Here is a 20183-nt window from a genome sequence, read left to right as displayed (position 1 = left end):
CGCACGCCATGCTCCAGGCCGATGTGCTGATCATCGGTGCCGGCATCGTCGGCGCCGCCTGTGCGCGCGAGTTCGCTCGCCGCGGGCTGTCCGTTGCGGTGGCCGAGCAGTCGGCACCAGGCGGCGGTGCCACGGCGGCATCCATGGGCCATCTGCTGGTAGTCGATGCCGAGGGCGCCGCAGACGATCATGAATACCGGCTCTCGCGCCGCTCCATGCAGCTATGGGGCCAGTGGCTGGCCGAATCGGGCGAGCATGAGCATGTGTCCGAATTCCAGCGCTGCGGCACGTTGTGGCTGGCCGCCGATGACGAGGAATGGCAGCTCGCGCAGCGCAAGGCGTGTTGGCTGCAATCCCAGGGCCTGAGCGCCGAGCTGCTGGATGCCCAGGCCCTGCGCCAGGTCGAGCCGCTGCTGCACCACCGACTGGTCGGCGGCCTGCGCGTGCCGGCCGATGGCCGCGTCTACCCACCCAAGGTCGTACAGCACTGGCTGGAAGAGTCGCGCGCCACGCTGATCCGTGGCGAAGTCCGCGAGCTGCAGCCCGGCCGCGTGCGCCTGCAGGACGGACGCCTCTTCAGCGCGGCCATGGTCGTGCTCTGCGGCGGCCTGGCCAGCCAGCGCTTTCTGCCCCCAGGCTGCCTGCTGCCGAAGAAAGGCCAATTGGCCATCACGCAGGCCCGCGAGCAGAGCCTGCGCCACCAACTGGTCGAGCTGGGCTACATCAAGAAGGCGCATCTGGTGGACGAGGACACGGTGTCCTTCAACGTCCAGCCCCGCCCAGCCGGCCAATGGCTGATTGGCTCCTCGCGCCAGATCGGCCGCGAGGACCGCGAGATCGACCTCCCGATGCTGCGACGCATGCTGGCCTGCGCGGCAGACTATCTGCCCTCCCTGCCTCAGCAGAGCCTGCTGCGCTGCTGGAGCGGGATACGCCCCGCCAGCGCCGATGGCCAGCCGCTGATCGGCGCCCACCCAGCGCTGCGCAACACCTGGGTGGCCTGCGGGCACGAGGGCCTGGGCATCACCACCTCGCTGGCCAGTGCCGAGCTGCTGGCGGACCTCAGCCTGGCCCAAACAGCAGGCCTGGACGCCCAGCCCTATGACCCGGCGCGCTTCTACGACGCTGCCCCCGCATGAAGACCCTCACCCTGCACATCAATGGCCGAGCCCACGCCGTGCCCGCCGGCATCACCGTGGCTGCGGCGCTGCGGCGCTGCGAGGTCACCCTGTTCGGCCAGACCATCTACGGCACGGCACGCGACGTGTTCTGCGGCATGGGCCAGTGCCAGGCCTGCCGCGTGCGCATCGACGGGCAGGACGAAGCACTGGCCTGCATGCGAATGGTCGCCGAAGGCATGCGGGTGGAGACGCAGGCATGAGTACGCTGCAAGCGCCCCATCTGGTGATCGGCAGCGGCCCGGCGGGCCTCGCGGCTGTGCAAACGCTGCTGAAGGCCGATGCCGAGGTCCTGTGGCTGGACAACCAGGTCCAGCCCGGCGGTCAGATCTGGCGTGGCGGCCCGGCCGCGCAGGATGCCCATGCGCGGCGCGTGGCGGCCGATCTGCCGCAGCTGCTGACTCACCCGCGGCTGCGTTTTCTGCCCGGACACATGGCCGTCGGCACCACGGCCGACGGGGAAATCCTGGCCCAGGACCTGGCCGGAGGCCGCCTGAGGCAACTGCGCGGAGACAAGACCCTGCTGGCCCTGGGCGCACGCGAGCTGCATGTGCCGGTGCCGGGCTGGGACCTGCCCGGCGTCACCGGCGCTGGCGGCCTGCAGGCCCTGGTCAAGGGCGGCTGGCCGGTCCAAGGCCAGCGCGTGATGCTGGCCGGCAGCGGCCCCCTCCTGCTGGCCACGGCAAAGACCCTGCAGGCCGCGGGCGCAGAGCTGGGCGGCATCGTCGAGTTGCGCCCTTGGCAAGACCTGACCCTCTTCGCCAGCCGGCTGAACCTGGCGCAATGGCAGCAGGCCATAGCCCTGCGCTGGCAACTGCGCCGGGTGCCGTATCGCATTGGCGTGCAGGTGCTGCGGGTGCTGGGTCGATCCAGGGTGGAAGGCGTACGGCTCAGCGACGGCCTGCGCGAATGGGACGAGCCCTGCGAGGCCCTGGGCCTGGGCTTCGGCCTGATTCCCAATAGCGAACTCGCCGCCATGCTGAGCTGCGCCACAGGGGACGACGGACGCATCTTGGTCGACAACACCCTGCACAGCAGCCAGCCCGGCATCTATGCGGCGGGCGAGTGCACCGGCATCGGCGGCATGCGCAAGGCCTGGATCGAAGGCCAGTTGGCCGCCCGGTCCATGCTAGGCCTGGAGATTCCAGGCACGCTGGCGCGTGCGCACCGCCAGGCACTGGCCTTTTCGCACCGGCTAGCTCAGCACTTCGGCCCGACACCGGCGCAGTGGGCGCGTTGCACACCCGAGGTGCGCGTGTGCCGCTGCGAAGGCGTGCGCCTGCGCGAGCTGCAGGGCCATCCCAGCTGGCGTGAGGCCAAGTTGCAGACCCGCTGCGGCATGGGCGCCTGCCAGGGCCGCATCTGCGGCCCAATCAGCCAGCGCTTGCTAGGCTGGCCAGAGGCGCATCCCCAGCGCGGCGTGCGCTTCCCGCTGCACCCCCTGCCGATCGGCAGCCTGCTGGACGAGCGCTGAACGCAGCGATCAGCGTGCCGGTCAGCGCTTGGGCGCCTCAATGCGCACCAGCTGGAAATGCACCTGCTTGCCGCGCTGCTGCAGGGAGACGATGCGATAGGCCTCGGGCTTGCCTGCCTTGAAGAGCAGGCCGCCCTTCTCGGGTTTGTCGTCATCGCAGCCAAGGACCTTGTCATCCTTCTTGCCGCCGCCGGTGTTCTGGCTGCAGTCCAGCACAGGGCCGTACTTGGCGAGCGCGTCCTTGTAGAAGCGGCTGACCGCCTCCAGGCTGTCCTCGCTGGAGAACTTGGTCACCACCAGCTTGAAGCCAAAGGTGCCTCCCCACAGGCCCATGGTGAGCGAGGCCACGTCGTCCTTCTTGTCGTACTGCGGCTGGGAACCGGGATAGGCCGGCAGGCCCACATCGGCAGGCGAGGCCTGCTGCTTGAACTCAATGCCGGCGCTGAAGCCGTTGGAACTCGCCGTGCGCGCGGCCTTGTCCGCCTGCGCATGCACGGCCGGGGCCGACATCAGCAGCGGCACAGACAGCAGCAACGCGGCGACGAGGGAGGACGAGAAGCGCGTGTTCATGGGGCATCTCCTGGACAGATGTTGAAGCTTGCATCCAGGATAGCCAAGCCCCACAGGCCGGCGCCACGGGCGAGCGACAGGCTGCACGAGCGCAGCCCTCAGCGGACTCTCGTGCAGATGAAAGGCGACGGGCGGGCGCTTGGCTCAGCCCGGCTTCTTCGCCGCACCCAGATAGGTCTCGATCACGCGGGGGTCACGGGCCAGGTCGGCGGCCAGGCCCTGCAGGGCGATCTCGCCAGTCTCCAGCACATAGCCGTAATCGGCCACCTCCAGCGCCGCACGAGCGTTCTGCTCGATGAGCAGGATGCTCACGCCGGCATCGCGCAGCTGGGCCACGATGCGGAATACCTCCTTCACGATCAGCGGCGCCAGGCCCAGGCTGGGCTCATCCAGCATCAGCAGCTTGGGGCGGGACATCAGCGCGCGGCCGACGGCAAGCATCTGCCGCTCGCCGCCCGACAACGTACCGGCCAGCTGCTCGCGGCGCTCCTTGAGGCGGGGGAAGATCTGGTAGACGCGCTCCAGCTCCTCGCGCCAGTCCCGCTGGCCCAGGCGCATGGGGCGGAAGCCGCCCAGCACCAGGTTGTCCTGCACACTCATGGTGGTGAAGAGTTCGCGCTTCTCGGGGACCAGGGCCAGACCTTTCATGACCCGGTCCTCCAGGCCGCAGGCCGCCAGGTCCTCGCCATCGAAGACCACCTGCCCTCGCGAGGGCAGCACGCCCATCAGCGCATTGAGCGTGGTGCTCTTGCCCGCGCCGTTGGGGCCGATCACCGTGACCACCTGCCCCTGCGCCAGGTCCAGGTCCAGGCCGCTGAGGACCTCGGCGCGGCCGTAGCCGGCATGCAGTCCGCGCACTTGCAGCAATTGCGTCATCGTCTCTCTCCTGCGCGGGTTCAGTGCTCGGTGCCCAGGTAGGCCGCGCGCACGACAGGGCTGTCCTGCACCTCCTGCGGCGTTCCCTCAATCAGCTTGGTGCCGAACTCCATCACCACCAGGCGGTCGGTCAGGCCCATGACGAATTCCATGTCGTGCTCCACGAGCAGGATGCTCAGGCCCTCGTTCTGCAGCTGACGCAGCACGTCGGCCAAGGCCTGCTTCTCCTTGTGGCGCAGGCCGGCGGCTGGCTCGTCCAGCAGCAGCAGCGCGGGATCGCTGCACAGTGCCCGGGCAATCTCCATCAGGCGCTGGGGCCCTAGGGCAAGGTTGCCCGCCAGCTCATGCATCTGCTCCTCCATGCCGATGCGGCGCAACTGGGCCTCGGCCTCTGCGAAGAGCTGACGCTCCTCGGCCGCATTGAGCCGCAGCATGCTGCGCACAAGGCCTGCGTGGCTGCGCAGGTAGCCGCCCAGCGCCACGTTTTCCAGCACCGTCATGTCGGCAATCATCTTCACGTGCTGGAAGGTGCGAGACATGCCGCGCTCGGCGATCTGGCGTGAGCCCAGGCCGGCCACGGACTGCCCGCGGAACTGCACCCGCCCGCTGGTGGCCGACAGCACACCGCTGATCAGGTTGAAGGTGGTGGACTTGCCCGCGCCGTTGGGGCCGATCAGGCCGATGATCTCGCCGGCCCGGATCTGGAAGCTCACGTCGTTCACCGCCACCAAGCCCCCGAACTGCTTGCGGATGCGGTCCACATCCAGCAGCAGCTCGCCCCGCTGCGGCTTGTCGCGCGCCGGCAAGGGCGCGGCCCCTTCCCAGTCCCGCAGCCGCTGACGGGCAGGATGGCGGCGCTGCCAGGCCGACTGCACGAAGGGCCACAGGCCCTTGGGCGCGTACTTCAGCATCAGCACCAAGATCACGCCCAGCACGATGATCTCGAAGTTGCCATTGCTGCCCAGCAGGCGCGGCAGCAGCTCCTTCAGCTGGTCCTCCAGCAGCTTGACCACGCCGGCGCCCACGAAGGCTCCCGGCACGGTGGCGATGCCGCCCACCACGGCCATGAAGAGGTACTCGATGCCCATCTTCAGAGCGAAGGGACTGGGATTCACCGTGCGCTGGAAGTGCGCAAACAGCCAGCCCGACAGCGAGGCCAGCAAGGCCGCCAGCACGAAGACGCTGAGCTTGTAGCGGAAGGTGGAGACGCCCATGGCCTCGGCCATGGTGGTCCCACCGTTCAGGGCCCGGATGGCGCGGCCGGGGCGCGAGTCGAGCAGATGCTTCACCCCCATCGCCGCCAGCAGTGCACACAGCCAGATCAGCACATACATCGCACGCCCGCTGGCCAGCGAGATTGAGCCGAGCTCCAGCGCCGGCAAGCCCAGCAGGCCGTCGTACTTGCCCAGGAACTCGGTATTGGCAATCAGGTAGTTGAGGCTCAGCGCCCAGGCAATGGTGGCAAGAGGCAGGTAGTGGCCGGACATGCGCAGGGTCAGCAGCCCGAGCAGCAGGGCCACGGCCGCGGTGATGGCCAGGCCAGCGAAGAGACCCAGCCACGGCGACATCCCGTAACGCGTGGACAGCAGGGCCGTGGTGTAGGCCCCCAAGCCCACGAAGGCGGCCTGACCAAAGGAGGTCAGGCCGCCGACGCCGGTCAGCAGCACGAGGCCCAGCGCGACGAGCGCGAACATGCCGACGTAGTTGAGCTGCGTGATCCAGAACTCCGGCACAGGAAGGGCCGGTAGCAGGAAGAACAGCAGCAGGACGAGGGCGGGCAAGACTTTGCTTTGCGACATGACGGTCTCCTGCTCAGTGCTCTTCGCCATGCGGATCGCGCAGGGAGCGCCACAGCAGCACGGGCAGGATGAAGGTGAAGACGATGACCTCCTTGTAGGCACTCGCCCAGAAGGAGCTGAAGGATTCCAACAGTCCCACCAGCACGGCGCCCAGCGCCGCGCCGGGATAGCTCGCCAGTCCAGCGAACACGGCCGCCACGAAACCCTTGAGGCCGATGAGGAAGCCGCTGTCGTAGAAGATGGTGGTGGTCGGGCTGATCAGCAGCCCTGACAAGGCGCCGATGAAGGCCGCCAGCGTGAAGGCCTGCTGCCCCGCCGCCGTGCTGGAAATGCCCATCAGCCTGGCCCCCAGGCGGTTCACCGCCGTAGCCCGCAGCGCCTTGCCGCGCAGGCTGTGCTCGAAGAACAGCCACAGGGCGCTGATCAACGCGACTGCGGCCGCCATGATGATCACGGTCTGGCCGGAAAGACTCAGAGCCCCGGTCGAGAAGCTGGCATCCCAGAAGGCCGGATTGCGCGAGCCCTCCGCGCCAAAGAACACCAGGCCCAGGCCTGTGAGCGCAAAGTGCACGCCCACGGAGACGATGAGCAGCACGAGCACCGAGGCATCGGCCAGCGACTGATAGGCCAGGCGGTAGATCTGTGCGCCCATGGGGGTCACGATGGCCAAGCTCAAGGCAGCCTGCATGGGTAGCGGCCACTGGCGCGGCGCTGCCCAGAAGGCCAGCAGTCCGATAAGCAAGCCCGGCAATGCCTGCAGGAAGACCCGCAGCAGGCCGCGCCCGCCCTGCCTGCTGCGCCAGGCTGCCCATCCGTCAAGAAGAGCCACCAGGGCTGTCATCGCCAGCAGGAAGTGCACCGTTGGCGGCGTCTGACCCTGCTGCATCGCAGCCAGTGTCAAGGCACCAAAGGCCACGAACTCGCCCTGTGGAATGAAGATCACCCGCGTCACCGCAAAGACCAGCACCGTGGCCAGGGCCAGCAGCGCGTAGATGGCGCCGTTGGTAAGCCCGTCCAGCGCGAGAATGCTTGCAATCGTGAAATCCATGGACACCGCCTCTTGTTGCGGCCCACTCTAAACAAAGCGCCTGACACGGCGCTTCGTGCCAACGCGCATTGACAAGGCTCAAGAAATAGTCCGACCGGTCGGTAGATAAATTGTGCGCCCGGAGCAGCAGCACTTAGCATCGACATTGACGCTGCAAGGACATTCCTCAGACCCCGAACCGGACGACCGACGCCGAATATCCCAGTGCAGCACTCGGGGAATATCAAGTGGCATGAGCCCCTACACTGGCTGAGCTCCAGCCTACTGCACCGCCCCATGCCAGCGAACGCCCCCCTCCTGCAGATTGATCAGCACCTCGCACGCATCACCCTGCGTCGACCGCAGGTGGCCAATCGTCTGGAAGTCCAGGACCTGCAAATCCTTGAGCAGCATCTCAACACGGTGAATGCGCAGGGAGAAGTCCGCGTCCTGCTGCTGGAGGGCGAGGGGCGGCATTTCTGCAGCGGATTCAATATCGGGGCCGTTCCCAGCGTGGACGCGGGAGCGCTCTTCGAGCGTCTGACCGATGCTTGGGAGAATGCCCGTCCCGTCACCATCGCAGCCATCCAAGGCGGGGTCTACGGCGGCGCCACAGACCTGGCGCTGGCCTGCGACTTCCGGCTGGGCACCCGCGTCTGCGAGATGTTCGTGCCAGCCGCCCGGCTGGGCCTGCACTTCTACCGCGGCGGCATGGCCCGGTACGTGAATCGGTTGGGGCTGGGCATGGCCAAGCGAATTCTGCTGGCCTGCGAAACGCTGGATGCTCAGGCCATGCTCGATTGCGGCTTCCTTGACCAACTTCATGAAGACGGCGCCCAGCTCCAGGCGCAGGCCGTGGCGCTGGCCCACTCCCTTTGCAGTCTGGCCCCCCTGGCCTTGAGCGGGATGAAGAGGCATCTCAATGCACTGGCTCGCCACGAGTTGGACCCAGCGCAGCTCGCCAGCGACATCGCCCGGGCAGCGGCCTCCGAAGACCTGGCCGAGGGCGTGCGCGCCTGGCAGGAGCGGCGCCCTCCTCGATTCGCCGGCCGCTGACCGCCGAGTTCGACGATCACCTGAGAAATGCTGCCATGCCGCCCCATGAGCGAGGGACTGCGGCGAAATTCTCGCCCCCGGCCCGTGCCGAATGGCGCCTGATGATGGAAAATACGGGGTGTAGAAAGGCCGGTTTCTCGGGCAGAGGAAGCTTGGGAGCCGGATCCCCGTCGTTTACTTACCAGTCAGGACCAGCGTGGCCAAGGACAGTACCAAGACGACCATCGATGCCGATGGTCTGCGCTACCGATCAAAAGCTCCCGGCTCGCCTTTCGCGGCCACCTCTTCCTTTGGCGCGGCCACGATGTCGTGCTTTCTTTGCGGCAAGCATCGCCCCCGCGCCATGCTGAAGTCCAAGAAGTTGCTGGGCAAGTCTCAGCCCGTGTGTGCGCCTTCCTGCAAGGAGCTGGAGGAACAGCTCAGCAACAAGAGCTGAGCCGGTGGCGCCTGGGCTGCCAGGCACGCCAAGCACCCGCACCGGCCTGAGGCATTGCCCAGGCCGTTTTTCTTGCCGAGTCCCCCAGCCGCTCAAAGTGCGGCTTCTGCTCAGCAGGCTTGGCGAAAGCAGCGGCCGCAGACCGCGCGGTAGCGCGCATTCCCGCCAATCTCGACCTGTGCACCTTCGGTGACCTTGCGATGACTCTCATCCACGCGCATGTTCATGGTTGCCTTGCGGCCACAGTCGCAGATGGTCTTCATCTCGTCCATCTCGTCAGCCAGCGCCAGCAGGCTGGCTGATCCAGGGAAGAGTTCCCCCAGAAAGTCGGTACGCAGGCCGTAGCAGATGGCAGGCAGGTTGTGCAGGTGCGCAATCTCGTGAAGCGCATGAACCTGGGATTTGCTGAGGAACTGGGCCTCGTCAACCAGGATGCAGGCAATGCCCGGATCAGCCGAGATCAGGGCCAGGAAGTCCGTCTCCGGCGTGAAGACTTCGGCTGCCCGCCGGGGCCCCAGCCGAGACGTCACATAGCCGCGGCCATAACGGTCATCCAACTGCGCGGTGAAGATGCGCACCCGGTGCCCCCGCTCCTCGTAGTTGTGAGCCACCTGCAGCAAGGCGGTGGACTTGCCGGCATTCATTGCGGCGTAGCGGAAAAACAGTTTGGCCATGGCGGAGACGGGCGCTAGGAAAGCCGGGATTGTGCGTCAAGCCCCCTTCCCCGCGCGCCGGCCGCAGACACCAAGGCATGGGCGGAGCTCCCCTGGGCGTTCAGTCCTGCTTGGCGCGATCACTCACGGCGGAGCCCCGAAACAGGTCCCGAGACTGGACTTCGCGCTCGAAGCGCCGGGCAATATTGCCGCAAACCAAGTCGCAGAGCGCATAGACCGAGTCATCGGCCATGCGGTAGTAAACGCTGTTACCCCGCCCCTCACGCTCCACCAGCCCCTGCTTGGCCAGTTGCGACAGGTGACGGGACACATTGGCAGGGGTCGATGCGCATAGCGCGGCCAACTCGCCGACATTGCGCTCGCCGTCTCTCAGGGCATTGAGCAGCTTGAGCCGGGTCGGCTCAGCCAGCACCTGGAAATAAGCGGCGATCTGCTGAAGCGCTTCAGGCGGCAGGTCTTGCATGGAGGAGGTAGAAAAGCGGGGACATCAAGAGCATCATGATGCATCAAAAGGCGGCCCAGGGACTGACGTGTATCCGCCGCTGCTCGCCAAGCCGCGCCACGCCCCGTGTTCATGGGGGGCATGGATCGAACAACGATGCGCTTTGTGACAAGAGCGTGGGTTTGCGAGGTAGCGGCGGCGCTCGCCGTGTGCCTAAATGGGTACTGAGGGATTTCGACATTCTCGGTTCGCCCTTCACCCTCGCTGTGCATGGCAAGAGGTGGGCCAGGACAAGGACAAGAATGAGCAAAGATACATACACAGCCGTCAGCGAAGACGGCCTGCGCTACGAGTCCAAGCTGGGCGGCTCGCCCTTCCTCGGCAGCGGCCATACACGTTCCTGCTTCAAGTGCGGCAAACATCGCCCACCCAGCGCGCTGCAATCCAAACGAGTCCTGGGCCGCAACGAGGTGGTCTGCAAACCCGGCTGCGCCACCGACACCAAGACCGGCGTCAAGTCCTCGCTCTGAGCGCCTGGGATCACGCGCACCCAGAGCGGATCCGGACGGAAGAATCCGGGCACGGCCTTGGAGCGCAGCGGGGCCCCTCCTGTACCGGCCATCGAGGCGATGGCCGTGTAGGCACTCCCCCCCCCGGATTCAGCCCCTCCAATGGCCGCGCCTCAGACCCTGCACTGATTGATCGAACGCGCGGGACGATTCGTCCCAGCGTTTTACGCCGACACAATGGCCGACGGCACTCTTAGCCATTGCGCGAGATCATGGGCATGTGGTCATCAGCTCACCGCCCCTGGCAAGCAGCAGTTTTGGCCGGCGTAGTCATGGGCCGGCTGTCGGCGGCCAGACAAGGGAGGCCGATCAGGCCTTTTCATCCCCTGTGCCAGGCGTGGCCTGCAATTCAGCAGACACCGCCTGAGCGGATTCAGGGCGAGCGACCGCAGGACCACTGGCTTGCGGGCGAGCGTGCCCGCCCTTACCACCCGCGCCGCGCCCCGACCGACGATCATCTGCCCGCCCTTGACGGGGCCCCCGACGATCCGAGCCCGGCGCGCTACGCCGGTCGCCGGCTGCACCCCGCCCACCGTCCTGGGGACGCGGCCGCGCAGCCCTGGCCTTGACTTCCTCACGGGCCTGAGCCAGCAAGCCATCAAGCTGATCTTCCGCCAGCCCCTTAAGTGCACAGAAATTGGCCCGGGTCAGCGTCGTCGTCTCGAACGCGCGCAGCAACTCAAAGCGCTGACGCTGCGCCGCCTCCTCATGGGCCTGCCGCTCCTGATGCTTGGCTCGGCGCCGGCTCAGTTCGTCGCGCGCAACCTGCTTGTGCTCGGCGGTGATTTCTCCCGCCTCCTTGCCGTCCAGGTCGAAGCGATGGGTGGATTTGATCACCGCATTGAGATAGGCCGTGCTGCCCGTATGGCGACGCAAAAAGCTGGAGAGCTGCTGCTTGCTGAATTGGCCCGGGGCGCGCTCCTGAATATCCGCCTGAATACGCAGCTTCACCGGCTTGGGAGCGCCGGTGAACAGGGCGGGAAACAGCGCCTTGAGCTGCTCGGCACAGGCGGCCTGCAGGGCTTGTTGTTCAGCGCCCGGCTGAGAAGTCGGTTCAGACATGGATTAGATTCAATGGTGCAAAAGGCGAATTGTGCCAAGTCTCGGACGCCGTGCCGCATGGCACATTGAGCAAGGGGGCACAGACCTCCGTCAGATGCGGGACTACCGGCATGGCCGGCGGCAAGAAAAAGGCCCGTGAGCACAGAACTCACGGGCCTCGACTTTCCAAGCATGGTTGCGGGGGCAGGATTTGAACCTACGACCTTTGGGTTATGAGCCCAACGAGCTACCAGACTGCTCCACCCCGCGACTGATCTATCGCCGCTCCATGCAGCACGGTGACTGCACGTACGGCCCCGGCTGGACTCCGGGGAAAAACAAACCGCCAAACACCAAGGCTTTTGACATTGGCCCAGGCTTCTGGCGGCTGGATTGAAGGCATGCAACGAGCTCAAACTGAACTCATATGCATTTCGAATGCTGGTTGCGGGGGCAGGATTTGAACCTACGACCTTTGGGTTATGAGCCCAACGAGCTACCAGACTGCTCCACCCCGCGACTGAAGCTAATAGTGTAGCACGTTTTGGCGGCCCAACTCAAATTCCAGCATCGTCCAGTGATCGAATGAACCTGGCTGCATCCTGGAAGCCGATCACTCGCTTGTCCTGCAGCTCCACCCCTGTCCGGTCAAAAAAGATGGTGCCGGGCGGGCCAAACAGCTTGAAGCGTTTGAGCAGCGCGCGATCTTCCTCATTGTTGGCCGTGACGTCGGCCTTCAGCAGCAGGGCCTTGCTCAGGCGTTGCTGGACCTGCGGATCACTGAAGGTGAAGCGCTCCATTTCCTTGCACGACTTGCACCAGTCGGCATAGAAGTCCAGCATGACCGGCCGACCAGCACTTTTCAACACCGCGTCGAGCTCGGCCACGCTGTGGATCTTCTGGAATACCAGGGGCTGACTCATCGCCCCCGGACCAGCCGAGGCCGCCTGCGCGGGCGAGACCCCAAAGACACCGCGCAAGGGCTTGAGGGGATCGGTACCACCTGCCGCAGCACCCACCCACTGCAAGAGACCGAAGACCAGGGCCGCAAGAGCAGCCGTCTTGCCCATCCATGCGCGAGGGCCGGCATGCGGATGCCAGCTCTTGAAGAGGCCAAGCGCAAGCGCGGATGCCACAGCCAGCCCGCCCATCAACAGCTGCATTGCGGCGTCCGGCAGCAGGGGCTGCACGGTCCACAAGGCCACAGCCAGCAGCAACATGCCGAAGAAGTGCTTGACGCCGTCCATCCACGCACCGGCACGCGGAAGTAAGGAGCCAGCCGAAAGCCCCAGCAACAGCAGCGGCACGCTCATGCCGTTGGCCATGGCGTACAGCGCAGAGCCCCCCAGCACGACATCATGCGTCTTGCTGAGATACAGCAGGGCACTGGCCAGCACACCCGTCACGCAGGGGCTTACCAGCAACGCAGACAGGGCCCCCATCATGAACACGCCAAACAGGCGTCCGCCCTGCAAGCGCTGCGAAGCGTCATTCAGCCGGTTGGCAAAGCGACTGGGCAACTGAAGTTCGTAGGCGCCGAACATGGACAGCGCGAAGAGACACAGCGCCAATCCGAAAGAGCCCAGCACCCAGGGAGACTGAAAGTAGGCAGCCAGGCCCTCGCCAGCCAGACCCGCAGCAATACCCAGCGAGGTGTAGACCAGGGCCATGCCCTGGGAGTAGGCCAGTGCCAGCGCGAAGCCGCGCCCCCGGGACACCTGAGCCCCTCCACCCACAATGATGGAGGCCAGGATGGGCACCATGGGCAAGACGCAAGGCGTCAGTGACAAACCGACGCCACCAATGAAGAACAGCCCAACCACCCACCAGAAGCGCCCGGACTGCAATGCTGCCTCTAGGCCGCCGCCAGCCTTCTCGTTCTGGACTGGCGACGACGCGCCCAAATCTCCACCGGACGCCGCCGAAGAGCCCCCCGGCAAGTCATCACCATCACCGAAGCTACCCAGCCCCTCACCAGGAGGGAGCAGGCTCACCTTCCCGGCGCCGCCAAAGCCCTTCAACTCGACCCGCAAGGGCCGCGTCATGGGTGGATAGCACAGCCCCTTGTCCGCGCAGCCCTGACCTGAGACCTTGAGCTCGAAGCTGGCCGGCGCTTGCGCCACATCCAGCCGGATGCTCAGCCCTTCCCGATAGATCTCGACCTCCTTCTGAAAGGTCTCGTCGAACTTCTTCTTGCCATCAGGCACCCGAGCCTTGAGCTCAACGCCGTCGGAGAGGAACTGGAACTGCTCCCGGTACATGTAGTAGCCGGGCGCGATGCTCACACGCAACTCGACGGACTTCTCCCCTTGCACTCGAGCGGCGAGCTTGAAAGCCTGCTCCGGCTCCAGGAAATCGTCGGAAAAGGCCGCAGAGGCACCGAGCAGCAGGAGTAGCGGCGCGAGCCATGCCCGCAGCCAGCCCGGGACCGCTTGCTTAATCATGTTCATGATGAGTTCTCATTGCGCCAGAGAGGCCTACCACCTGAGGCTGGCAGGCGCCGCAGCGCCCATTGGGAAGCGCGCAGCTTAGCGGCTGCGCGACCTTGCCGCCAGCAGGGATGCGATAGGCCACGGTATGACTGGGCCTGGCCGCGTCTGCCGCATATCTCGCCCTGGAGAATAAAAAAGGCCGGCATAAGCCGGCCTTTCTAAGTGGGCGCGCAGCAGATGCTGCTGCAGCCTGGGATTATTCGGCCTGAGCCGGAGCTTCAGCAGCCTCTTCGGCGCGGTCCACCAGCTCGACATAGGCCATGGGAGCGTTGTCGCCCACTCGGAAGCCCATCTTCAGGATGCGGGTGTAGCCGCCAGGACGGGTCGCGAAACGCGGGCCCAGCTCGTTGAACAGCTTGCTGACGATGTCGCGATCACGCAGCCGGTCAAACGCCAGGCGGCGGTTAGCCAGCGTCGGCTCCTTGGCCAGGGTGATCAGGGGCTCGACAACTCGACGCAGCTCCTTGGCCTTGGGGACCGTGGTCTTGATGGCTTCATGCTGCAGCAGCGAGACTGCCATGTTGCGCAGCATTGCCTTACGGTGTTCGCTGGTGCGGTTCAGCTTGCGGAGGCCGTTACGATGACGCATGGTGCTTTCCTTTCCTACTATGTAATACCAGCAGCCGTATCAGGTACTGCCGGGGCACCGGATGGCGCTTGTCAACACGCCACCCTTTCAAAATACTCTTGCGAAGCCCTCCCCAGCGAAGCTCGTAGATCGGGCATTGCCGCTCTATCGAACTCGCCCCCTGGCGGGAGACGCGTCAGCGCCTAGGGGAGCGCCAGATCAGCGCTTGTCCAGACCTTGCGGCGGCCAGTTTTCCAGGCGGGCGCCCAGAGTCAGGCCACGCGAAGCCAGCACTTCCTTGATTTCGTTGAGCGACTTGCGACCCAGGTTGGGAGTCTTGAGCAGCTCTGTCTCGGTGCGCTGAATCAGATCGCCGATGTAATAGATGTTCTCAGCCTTCAGGCAGTTGGCAGAACGAACCGTCAGTTCCAGCTCGTCCACAGGACGCAGCAGGATCGGGTCGAAGGTGCTGGAGCGCTGGGCTGGTTGATCGAAAGCGTCAACCAGGTCGGTACCCTGCAGCTGCGCGAACACGGCGAGCTGCTCGACCAGGATCTTGGCCGAGGCACGGATCGCTTCCTCCGGCGAAATGGCGCCGTTGGTTTCGATCTCCATCACCAGCTTGTCCAGATCGGTGCGCTGTTCGACGCGGGCGTTCTCAACAGCGTAGCTGACGCGCTTGACCGGCGAGAAAGAGGCATCGAGGACGATGCGGCCAATGGACTTGGTCGGCTCATCGCCATAGCGGCGCATCGTGCCAGGCACATAGCCACGGCCCTTTTCGACCTTGATCTGCATGTCCAGCTTGCCGCCTTGCGACAGATGGGCAATAACGTGCTCAGGATTGATGATCTCGACGTCGTGCGGGGTCTGGATGTCCGCTGCGGTGACGGGGCCTTCGCCCTCCTTGCGCAGCACCAGAGTCACTTCCTCACGGTTGTGCAGGCGGAACACCACGCCCTTGAGGTTCAGCATGATGTGAACCACGTCTTCCTGCACGCCATCGATGGCGGAGTACTCGTGCAGCACCCCTGCGATCGTCACTTCCGTCGGCGCATAACCCACCATCGAGGACAGCAACACACGGCGCAGGGCATTGCCCAGGGTGTGGCCATAGCCGCGTTCGAACGGCTCCAGGGTGACCTTGGCGCGATGACCGCCCAGGGGCTCCACATTGATGGATTTGGGTTTGAGCAGATTGGTTTGCATGAGGTCTTTCTTTCAATACCCTCGGTTCGTTACACCGATAAGGCTGAGGGACCAACCGGATCCAGCGAGAACGCGGGACCCGGACGAGGAAAAGCCGAGCAGGCCCAGGAAGGGCCGCTCGGCAGGCGCGAAAGAATTAACGCGAGTACAGCTCAACGATCAGGGATTCGTTGATCTCAGCGCCGAATTCGTCGCGATCCGGGGCCTTCTTGAAGACGCCTTCCATCTTGGAGGCATCCACCTGCACCCACGCCGGCATACCGATCGACTCGGCCAGCTTCAGGCTGTCAACGATGCGCAGTTGCTTCTTGGCCTTTTCACGGACGGCGACCACGTCGCCGGCCTTCACCAGATAGGAAGCAATGTTCACCACTTCGCCATTCACGGTGATGCTCTTGTGCGAGACCAGCTGACGTGCTTCAGCGCGCGTGGACCCAAAGCCCATGCGATACACGACGTTATCCAGACGGGATTCCAGCAGCGTCAGCAGGTTCACGCCGGTCGAACCCTTGCGGCGCTCGGCTTCGGCGAAATAGCGGCGGAACTGACGTTCCAGCACGCCATACATGCGTTTGACCTTCTGCTTCTCACGCAGCTGCAGACCGAAGTCAGAGGTGCGCTGACCCGAAGTACGACCATGCTGGCCGGGCTTGGTGTCGAACTTGGCCTTGTCGCTGATGGCGCGGCGGGCGCTCTTCAGGAACAGGTCGGTGCCTTCACGGCGGGAAAGTTTGGCCTTGGGGCCGAGGTAACGTGCCACTTTGCGTGTCCTTGTTCAATCTGACGCAAGACCTATGAGGGCGCCTGCGCGAGTCCGGCCCGTTTTTTTGTAGGCTCGAACGGTGGGCTTCATGAGTTGCAACCTGCGTTGCACTCAGCAAAACAGCCGGCGCGGCACTTTCGTGCCCGCCGGCGCGGGAAATGAGTCCGCGATTATCGCAGCAAAATCGCCTTAGATGCGACGACGCTTCTGCGGACGGCAACCGTTGTGCGGGACAGGCGTCACATCCGAAATCGAATTGATGCGGATGCCCAGCGCAGCCAGTGCACGGACGGAGGACTCGCGACCAGGACCGGGGCCCTTGATTTTGACATCCAGGTTCTTGATGCCCTGCTCTTGAGCAGCGCGTCCAGCCACTTCGGCCGCCACCTGGGCTGCGAAGGGGGTCGACTTGCGCGAGCCCTTGAAGCCCTGACCACCCGACGAAGCCCAGGACAGGGCGCCGCCTTGACGGTCGGTGATGGTGATGATGGTGTTGTTGAAAGAAGCGTGGACGTGGGCGATGCCGTCAGCCACGTTCTTGCGAACCTTCTTGCGAACGCGCTGGGCAGCCGAGTTGTTAGGTGCTTTTGCCATGGTGAGCTCTCTTCAGGGTTGCCGCAGGATCACTTCTTGCCGGTCGGCGCAGCCTTGCGCGGACCCTTGCGGGTACGGGCATTGGTGCGCGTACGCTGGCCGCGCAGCGGCAGGCCACGGCGGTGACGGAAACCACGGTAGCAACCCAGGTCCATCAGACGCTTGATGTTGATCGACATCTCACGGCGCAGGTCGCCTTCGATGGTCAGCTTACCCACTTCCTCACGGATCTTTTCCAGATCGGAGTCATTGAGGTCCTTGACCTTCTTGTCGAACGGAATACCGCAAGCGGTGCAGATCTTCTGCGCGGTCGTACGGCCAATGCCGTAGATCGAGGTCAGACCGATCTCCGTGTGCTTTTGCGGCGGAATGTTGATACCAGCAATACGTGCCATTTGCGTCCTCTAATTCGCTCGTGTCGTGCAGCAATCAGCCTTGGCGCTGCTTGTGGCGCGGATCGGTACAGATCACACGCACCACGCCCTTGCGACGGATGATCTTGCAATTGCGGCACATCTTCTTGACGGATGCCGAAACTTTCATGGTCTGCTCCTTGACCTAATCTATTCGCTCAAACAGCGCGTCCGGGGGACAAATTCGCTCACTTCGCCCGGAACACGATGCGAGCACGACTCAAATCGTACGGTGTCAATTCCACAGTCACTTTGTCACCGGGCAGGATGCGGATGTAATGCATACGCATCTTGCCGGAGATGTGGCCGAGAACGACATGACCGTTTTCCAGCTTTACGCGAAACGTGGCATTGGGCAGGTTTTCGAGAATCTCACCCTGCATTTGAATGACGTCGTCTTTCGCCATGCCTCGTTGTCGCTTCGGTTGGTACGGTTGTTAATGGATGGCTCCACTGAGTTGGCACTCAGTTGGCCTTGAAGTTTGCCTTCTTCAGCAGCGATTCGTACTGCTGACTCATCACGTAAGACTGCACCTGGGCCCAGAAATCCATCGTCACCACAACAATGATCAGCAGCGACGTGCCGCCGAAATAGAAGGGAACGTTGTACTTCAGTGTCAGGAACTCAGGCAGCAGGCACACACCGGTGATGTAGATGGCGCCCGCCAGGGTCAAACGCGACAGAATCTTGTCGATGTGCTTCGCGGTCTGCTCACCAGGACGAATCCCGGGGATGAATGCACCACTCTTCTTCAGGTTATCTGCAGTCTCACGGCTGTTGAAAACCAGCGCCGTGTAGAAGAAGCAGAAGAAGACGATCGCGGAAGCGTAGAGCAGCACATAGATAGGCTGACCCGGACGCAACATGTCCGCGATATCTTTCAACCAGCGCATGCTGTCACCCGTCGCAAACCAGCTCACGAGCGTGGTCGGCAGCAGGATGATGGATGACGCGAAGATCGGCGGAATCACACCCGACATGTTCAGCTTGAGCGGCAGGTGCGACGACTGGCCGCCGTACACCTTGTTGCCCACTTGACGCTTGGCGTAGTTCACCAAAATCTTGCGCTGACCACGTTCGACGAAGACCACCAGCCAGGTGACACCGATGACGATCGCCACCACCACAAGGCAGGAGAAGATCGACATTGCACCGGTACGCACCAGCTCCAGCAAGCCACCGATGGCGCCCGGCAGACCCGCAGCGATACCGCCGAAGATCAGGATCGAGATGCCATTGCCCAGGCCGCGCTCGGTGATCTGCTCACCCAGCCACATCAGGAACATGGTGCCAGCGACCAGGCTGCTGACAGCGGTCAGGCGGAAGCCGAAACCGGGAGCCAGTACCAGACCCGGCGAGCTTTCCAGGGCGAGCGCGATGCTGAGGCTCTGGAAGATCGCCAGGCCCAGCGTGCCATAGCGCGTGTACTGCGTGATCTTGCGACGACCGGCTTCGCCTTCCTTCTTCAGCGCTTCCAGGCTCGGAACAACGTAACCCATCAACTGGATCACGATGGAAGCCGAAATGTAGGGCGTGATGCCCAGCGCGAAGACGGTAAAGCGCGACAGCGCACCGCCAGAGAACATGTTGAACAGGCTCAGGATGCCACCCTGCTGGCCCTTGAAGAACTGCTGCAGCTGGACGGGATCGATACCGGGCACGGGGATATGTGCCCCGATGCGGTAGACGACCAGAGCCAGCAACAGGAACACAAGACGGCGACGCAGGTCACCGAACTTGCCGCTCTTGGCCAGTTGATTCGGGTTGGTAGCCACTGTTGCCTGATCCTTGAGCTTTACTCAGCAGCGACGGAGCCGCCAGCGGCTTCGATCGCGGCCTTGGCGCCAGCCGTAGCACCCACGCCCTTCAGCGTGACCTTGCGGCTGATCTCACCCGACAGGATGACCTTGACGGCCTTCGTCAATTCGGGCACCAGGCCGACAGCCTTCAGCGTCAGCAGGTCGATTTCGTCACCGGCCAGGCCTTGCAGATCGCTCAGGGTGATCTCGGCATTGAACGGCAGCGTCAGCGACTTGAAGCCACGCTTGGGCAGGCGACGATGCAGAGGCATCTGGCCGCCTTCGAAGCCGACCTTGTGGAAGCCGCCAGCACGCGACTTCTGGCCCTTGTGGCCGCGGCCGCAAGTCTTGCCCAGACCGGAGCCAATGCCACGGCCCACGCGACGCTTTGCGTGCTTGGCACCAGCGGCGGGCTTGATGGTGTTGAGTTGCATATCTAGTCCTTGATTCGCGCCGTGCTTACAGCACCTGCACGAGGTAGGCGATCTTGTTGATCATGCCGCGCACAGCCGGGGTGTCCTCGAGGACACGGGTGCTGTTCATCTTGCGCAGGCCCAGACCGGTCACGGTGGCACGGTGCGAGGCACGGCAGCCGATCGGGCTGCGCACCAGCTTGACCGTCAGAGTTTTCTTGTCAGACATCTGTCTCTCCAATCCTGGCGACTCAGTTGAAGATATCTTCAACAGTCTTGCCGCGCTTGGCAGCGACTTCAGCGGCCGTGGTCGAGCGCTTCAGGGCGTCCAGGGTGGCGCGAACCATGTTGTAGGGGTTGGTCGAACCGTGGCTCTTGGTCACGATGTCGGTCACACCCATCACTTCGAAGACCGCACGCATCGGGCCGCCAGCGATCACGCCGGTACCGGCAGGGGCCGGAGCCATCATGACGCGCGAAGCACCGTGCTCGCCCACCACGTTGTGATGGATCGTGCCGTTACGCAGGTTCACCTTGACCATGTTACGGCGAGCCGATTCCATGGCCTTTTGCACGGCGACCGGAACTTCCTTCGCCTTGCCCTTGCCCATGCCGATGCGGCCATCACCGTCGCCGACCACGGTCAGTGCTGCGAACGACAGCGTACGGCCGCCCTTCACCACCTTGGTCACGCGGTTCACCGCGATCATCTTCTCGCGCAAACCGTCGTCGCGACCTTCGTCCTGCACGCGGGGTTGAAACTTTGCCATGTTCGTCAATCCTTTATGC

Annotated in this window: 25 protein-coding genes and 2 tRNA genes; 6 read left to right on the top strand and 21 right to left on the bottom strand. The window is 64.2% G+C overall.

Going from position 1 to position 20183, the window contains the following annotated elements; all coding sequences use genetic code 11:
* Positions 1-8: 8 nt before the first annotated feature.
* From ACS5PK_RS03875 to ACS5PK_RS03865, 3 genes are read left to right on the top strand one after another with little or no spacing between them, the layout of a single operon-like run.
* Entirely contained in the window at positions 9-1139 is a 1131-nt protein-coding gene (locus ACS5PK_RS03875) for an NAD(P)/FAD-dependent oxidoreductase (protein ID WP_439438934.1), read from the top strand.
* Positions 1136-1381, top strand: coding sequence for a (2Fe-2S)-binding protein (locus ACS5PK_RS03870; protein WP_439438933.1), 246 nt, complete (start codon positions 1136-1138; stop codon positions 1379-1381). Before ACS5PK_RS03875 ends, ACS5PK_RS03870 begins: the two co-directional genes overlap by 4 nt.
* Complete coding sequence (locus tag ACS5PK_RS03865; protein ID WP_439438932.1) at positions 1378-2652, top strand: FAD-dependent oxidoreductase; 1275 nt, start codon at positions 1378-1380, stop codon at positions 2650-2652. Before ACS5PK_RS03870 ends, ACS5PK_RS03865 begins: the two co-directional genes overlap by 4 nt.
* A 21-nt stretch (positions 2653-2673) precedes the next feature.
* On the opposite strand, the gene ACS5PK_RS03860 is transcribed toward ACS5PK_RS03865, so the two are convergent.
* From ACS5PK_RS03860 to ACS5PK_RS03845, 4 genes are all read right to left on the bottom strand, one after another.
* Positions 2674-3222, bottom strand: a complete 549-nt coding sequence (locus ACS5PK_RS03860; RefSeq protein WP_439438931.1) for a hypothetical protein — start codon at positions 3220-3222, stop codon at positions 2674-2676.
* A 144-nt stretch (positions 3223-3366) separates the two neighbouring features.
* Complete coding sequence (locus ACS5PK_RS03855) at positions 3367-4098, bottom strand: ABC transporter ATP-binding protein (protein ID WP_439438930.1); 732 nt, start codon at positions 4096-4098, stop codon at positions 3367-3369.
* Between the two features lie 20 nt (positions 4099-4118).
* Complete coding sequence (locus ACS5PK_RS03850; RefSeq protein ID WP_439438929.1) at positions 4119-5897, bottom strand: branched-chain amino acid ABC transporter ATP-binding protein/permease; 1779 nt, start codon at positions 5895-5897, stop codon at positions 4119-4121.
* Between the two features lie 13 nt (positions 5898-5910).
* Entirely contained in the window at positions 5911-6945 is a 1035-nt protein-coding gene (locus ACS5PK_RS03845) for a branched-chain amino acid ABC transporter permease (RefSeq protein WP_439438928.1), read from the bottom strand.
* A 276-nt stretch (positions 6946-7221) separates the two neighbouring features.
* Here ACS5PK_RS03845 and ACS5PK_RS03840 point away from each other — a divergent pair, with 276 nt between their 5' ends.
* Positions 7222-7980, top strand: coding sequence for an enoyl-CoA hydratase/isomerase family protein (locus ACS5PK_RS03840; protein ID WP_439438927.1), 759 nt, complete (start codon positions 7222-7224; stop codon positions 7978-7980).
* Between the two features lie 196 nt (positions 7981-8176).
* A complete protein-coding gene (locus ACS5PK_RS03835) occupies positions 8177-8416 on the top strand; it encodes a hypothetical protein (protein ID WP_439438926.1) in 240 nt (79 codons plus the stop codon).
* A gap of 110 nt (positions 8417-8526) precedes the next feature.
* Here the strand turns inward: ACS5PK_RS03835 and ACS5PK_RS03830 are convergent, their stop codons facing one another.
* Positions 8527-9090: a thymidine kinase gene (locus ACS5PK_RS03830; RefSeq protein ID WP_439438925.1), complete on the bottom strand. Its 564-nt coding sequence runs from the start codon at positions 9088-9090 to the stop codon at positions 8527-8529.
* A 100-nt stretch (positions 9091-9190) separates the two neighbouring features.
* Positions 9191-9553, bottom strand: a complete 363-nt coding sequence (locus ACS5PK_RS03825; RefSeq protein WP_439438924.1) for an ArsR/SmtB family transcription factor — start codon at positions 9551-9553, stop codon at positions 9191-9193.
* Between the two features lie 281 nt (positions 9554-9834).
* On the opposite strand from ACS5PK_RS03825, the gene ACS5PK_RS03820 reads away from it, so the two are divergent.
* The gene (locus ACS5PK_RS03820; RefSeq protein ID WP_439438923.1) at positions 9835-10062 is read left to right on the top strand and encodes a hypothetical protein; all 228 of its coding nucleotides are present in this window, start codon (positions 9835-9837) and stop codon (positions 10060-10062) included.
* A gap of 348 nt (positions 10063-10410) precedes the next feature.
* On the opposite strand, the gene ACS5PK_RS03815 is transcribed toward ACS5PK_RS03820, so the two are convergent.
* The 15 genes from ACS5PK_RS03815 to rpsE form a co-directional block, all read right to left on the bottom strand.
* On the bottom strand, positions 10411-11163 hold the full coding sequence (locus ACS5PK_RS03815) for a ProQ/FINO family protein (protein ID WP_439438922.1): 753 nt from the start codon (positions 11161-11163) through the stop codon (positions 10411-10413).
* 172 nt (positions 11164-11335) lie between these two features.
* Positions 11336-11412, bottom strand: a tRNA-Met gene (locus ACS5PK_RS03810).
* 172 nt (positions 11413-11584) lie between these two features.
* Positions 11585-11661: transfer RNA gene (locus ACS5PK_RS03805), tRNA-Met, on the bottom strand.
* A gap of 38 nt (positions 11662-11699) precedes the next feature.
* A complete protein-coding gene (gene dsbD, locus ACS5PK_RS03800; RefSeq protein ID WP_439438921.1) occupies positions 11700-13592 on the bottom strand; it encodes a protein-disulfide reductase DsbD in 1893 nt (630 codons plus the stop codon).
* A gap of 238 nt (positions 13593-13830) precedes the next feature.
* Complete coding sequence (rplQ, locus tag ACS5PK_RS03795; protein ID WP_439438920.1) at positions 13831-14223, bottom strand: 50S ribosomal protein L17; 393 nt, start codon at positions 14221-14223, stop codon at positions 13831-13833.
* A 198-nt stretch (positions 14224-14421) separates the two neighbouring features.
* Complete coding sequence (locus ACS5PK_RS03790; protein WP_183104009.1) at positions 14422-15411, bottom strand: DNA-directed RNA polymerase subunit alpha; 990 nt, start codon at positions 15409-15411, stop codon at positions 14422-14424.
* A gap of 136 nt (positions 15412-15547) precedes the next feature.
* Positions 15548-16171 carry a 30S ribosomal protein S4 gene (gene rpsD, locus ACS5PK_RS03785; RefSeq protein ID WP_439438919.1) on the bottom strand — a complete coding sequence of 208 codons (624 nt, stop codon included), beginning with the start codon at positions 16169-16171 and terminating at the stop codon, positions 15548-15550.
* Between the two features lie 192 nt (positions 16172-16363).
* Complete coding sequence (rpsK, locus tag ACS5PK_RS03780) at positions 16364-16768, bottom strand: 30S ribosomal protein S11 (protein WP_056194196.1); 405 nt, start codon at positions 16766-16768, stop codon at positions 16364-16366.
* Positions 16769-16797: 29 nt separating this feature from the next.
* A complete protein-coding gene (rpsM, locus tag ACS5PK_RS03775; RefSeq protein ID WP_439438918.1) occupies positions 16798-17163 on the bottom strand; it encodes a 30S ribosomal protein S13 in 366 nt (121 codons plus the stop codon).
* Positions 17164-17197: 34 nt separating this feature from the next.
* Positions 17198-17311, bottom strand: coding sequence for a 50S ribosomal protein L36 (gene rpmJ, locus ACS5PK_RS03770; protein ID WP_035036301.1), 114 nt, complete (start codon positions 17309-17311; stop codon positions 17198-17200).
* A gap of 58 nt (positions 17312-17369) precedes the next feature.
* Positions 17370-17588 (bottom strand): translation initiation factor IF-1, encoded by a 219-nt coding sequence (infA, locus tag ACS5PK_RS03765; RefSeq protein WP_009855680.1) that lies wholly within the window; start codon positions 17586-17588, stop codon positions 17370-17372.
* A 58-nt stretch (positions 17589-17646) separates the two neighbouring features.
* Positions 17647-18957, bottom strand: coding sequence for a preprotein translocase subunit SecY (secY, locus tag ACS5PK_RS03760; RefSeq protein WP_439438917.1), 1311 nt, complete (start codon positions 18955-18957; stop codon positions 17647-17649).
* A gap of 20 nt (positions 18958-18977) precedes the next feature.
* Positions 18978-19415, bottom strand: coding sequence for a 50S ribosomal protein L15 (gene rplO, locus ACS5PK_RS03755; protein WP_183104005.1), 438 nt, complete (start codon positions 19413-19415; stop codon positions 18978-18980).
* 25 nt (positions 19416-19440) lie between these two features.
* Positions 19441-19623, bottom strand: coding sequence for a 50S ribosomal protein L30 (gene rpmD / locus ACS5PK_RS03750; RefSeq protein ID WP_183104004.1), 183 nt, complete (start codon positions 19621-19623; stop codon positions 19441-19443).
* Between the two features lie 22 nt (positions 19624-19645).
* Positions 19646-20164 (bottom strand): 30S ribosomal protein S5, encoded by a 519-nt coding sequence (gene rpsE, locus ACS5PK_RS03745; protein ID WP_183104003.1) that lies wholly within the window; start codon positions 20162-20164, stop codon positions 19646-19648.
* Positions 20165-20183: the final 19 nt, after the last annotated feature.

Origin of the sequence: Roseateles sp. DB2 (assembly GCF_051857535.1) — a bacterium.
GTDB lineage: Bacteria > Pseudomonadota > Gammaproteobacteria > Burkholderiales > Burkholderiaceae_C > Roseateles_B.
This window is presented reverse-complemented; position numbering and strand designations above follow the sequence as displayed.

What these genes read in the sequence shown, in the direction of transcription:
- ACS5PK_RS03875 (WP_439438934.1), top strand. Translation starts at nt 9, where the DNA reads ATGCTCCAGGCCGATGTGCTGATCATCGGTGCCGGCATCGTCGGCGCC.
- ACS5PK_RS03870 (WP_439438933.1), top strand. Translation starts at nt 1,136, where the DNA reads ATGAAGACCCTCACCCTGCACATCAATGGCCGAGCCCACGCCGTGCCC.
- ACS5PK_RS03865 (WP_439438932.1), top strand. Translation starts at nt 1,378, where the DNA reads ATGAGTACGCTGCAAGCGCCCCATCTGGTGATCGGCAGCGGCCCGGCG.
- ACS5PK_RS03860 (WP_439438931.1), bottom strand. Translation starts at nt 3,222, where the DNA reads ATGAACACGCGCTTCTCGTCCTCCCTCGTCGCCGCGTTGCTGCTGTCT.
- ACS5PK_RS03855 (WP_439438930.1), bottom strand. Translation starts at nt 4,098, where the DNA reads ATGACGCAATTGCTGCAAGTGCGCGGACTGCATGCCGGCTACGGCCGC.
- ACS5PK_RS03850 (WP_439438929.1), bottom strand. Translation starts at nt 5,897, where the DNA reads ATGTCGCAAAGCAAAGTCTTGCCCGCCCTCGTCCTGCTGCTGTTCTTC.
- ACS5PK_RS03845 (WP_439438928.1), bottom strand. Translation starts at nt 6,945, where the DNA reads ATGGATTTCACGATTGCAAGCATTCTCGCGCTGGACGGGCTTACCAAC.
- ACS5PK_RS03840 (WP_439438927.1), top strand. Translation starts at nt 7,222, where the DNA reads ATGCCAGCGAACGCCCCCCTCCTGCAGATTGATCAGCACCTCGCACGC.
- ACS5PK_RS03830 (WP_439438925.1), bottom strand. Translation starts at nt 9,090, where the DNA reads ATGGCCAAACTGTTTTTCCGCTACGCCGCAATGAATGCCGGCAAGTCC.
- ACS5PK_RS03825 (WP_439438924.1), bottom strand. Translation starts at nt 9,553, where the DNA reads ATGCAAGACCTGCCGCCTGAAGCGCTTCAGCAGATCGCCGCTTATTTC.
- ACS5PK_RS03820 (WP_439438923.1), top strand. Translation starts at nt 9,835, where the DNA reads ATGAGCAAAGATACATACACAGCCGTCAGCGAAGACGGCCTGCGCTAC.
- ACS5PK_RS03815 (WP_439438922.1), bottom strand. Translation starts at nt 11,163, where the DNA reads ATGTCTGAACCGACTTCTCAGCCGGGCGCTGAACAACAAGCCCTGCAG.
- dsbD (WP_439438921.1), bottom strand. Translation starts at nt 13,592, where the DNA reads ATGAACATGATTAAGCAAGCGGTCCCGGGCTGGCTGCGGGCATGGCTC.
- rplQ (WP_439438920.1), bottom strand. Translation starts at nt 14,223, where the DNA reads ATGCGTCATCGTAACGGCCTCCGCAAGCTGAACCGCACCAGCGAACAC.
- ACS5PK_RS03790 (WP_183104009.1), bottom strand. Translation starts at nt 15,411, where the DNA reads ATGCAAACCAATCTGCTCAAACCCAAATCCATCAATGTGGAGCCCCTG.
- rpsK (WP_056194196.1), bottom strand. Translation starts at nt 16,768, where the DNA reads ATGGCAAAAGCACCTAACAACTCGGCTGCCCAGCGCGTTCGCAAGAAG.
- rpsM (WP_439438918.1), bottom strand. Translation starts at nt 17,163, where the DNA reads ATGGCACGTATTGCTGGTATCAACATTCCGCCGCAAAAGCACACGGAG.
- rpmJ (WP_035036301.1), bottom strand. Translation starts at nt 17,311, where the DNA reads ATGAAAGTTTCGGCATCCGTCAAGAAGATGTGCCGCAATTGCAAGATC.
- infA (WP_009855680.1), bottom strand. Translation starts at nt 17,588, where the DNA reads ATGGCGAAAGACGACGTCATTCAAATGCAGGGTGAGATTCTCGAAAAC.
- rplO (WP_183104005.1), bottom strand. Translation starts at nt 19,415, where the DNA reads ATGCAACTCAACACCATCAAGCCCGCCGCTGGTGCCAAGCACGCAAAG.
- rpmD (WP_183104004.1), bottom strand. Translation starts at nt 19,623, where the DNA reads ATGTCTGACAAGAAAACTCTGACGGTCAAGCTGGTGCGCAGCCCGATC.
- rpsE (WP_183104003.1), bottom strand. Translation starts at nt 20,164, where the DNA reads ATGGCAAAGTTTCAACCCCGCGTGCAGGACGAAGGTCGCGACGACGGT.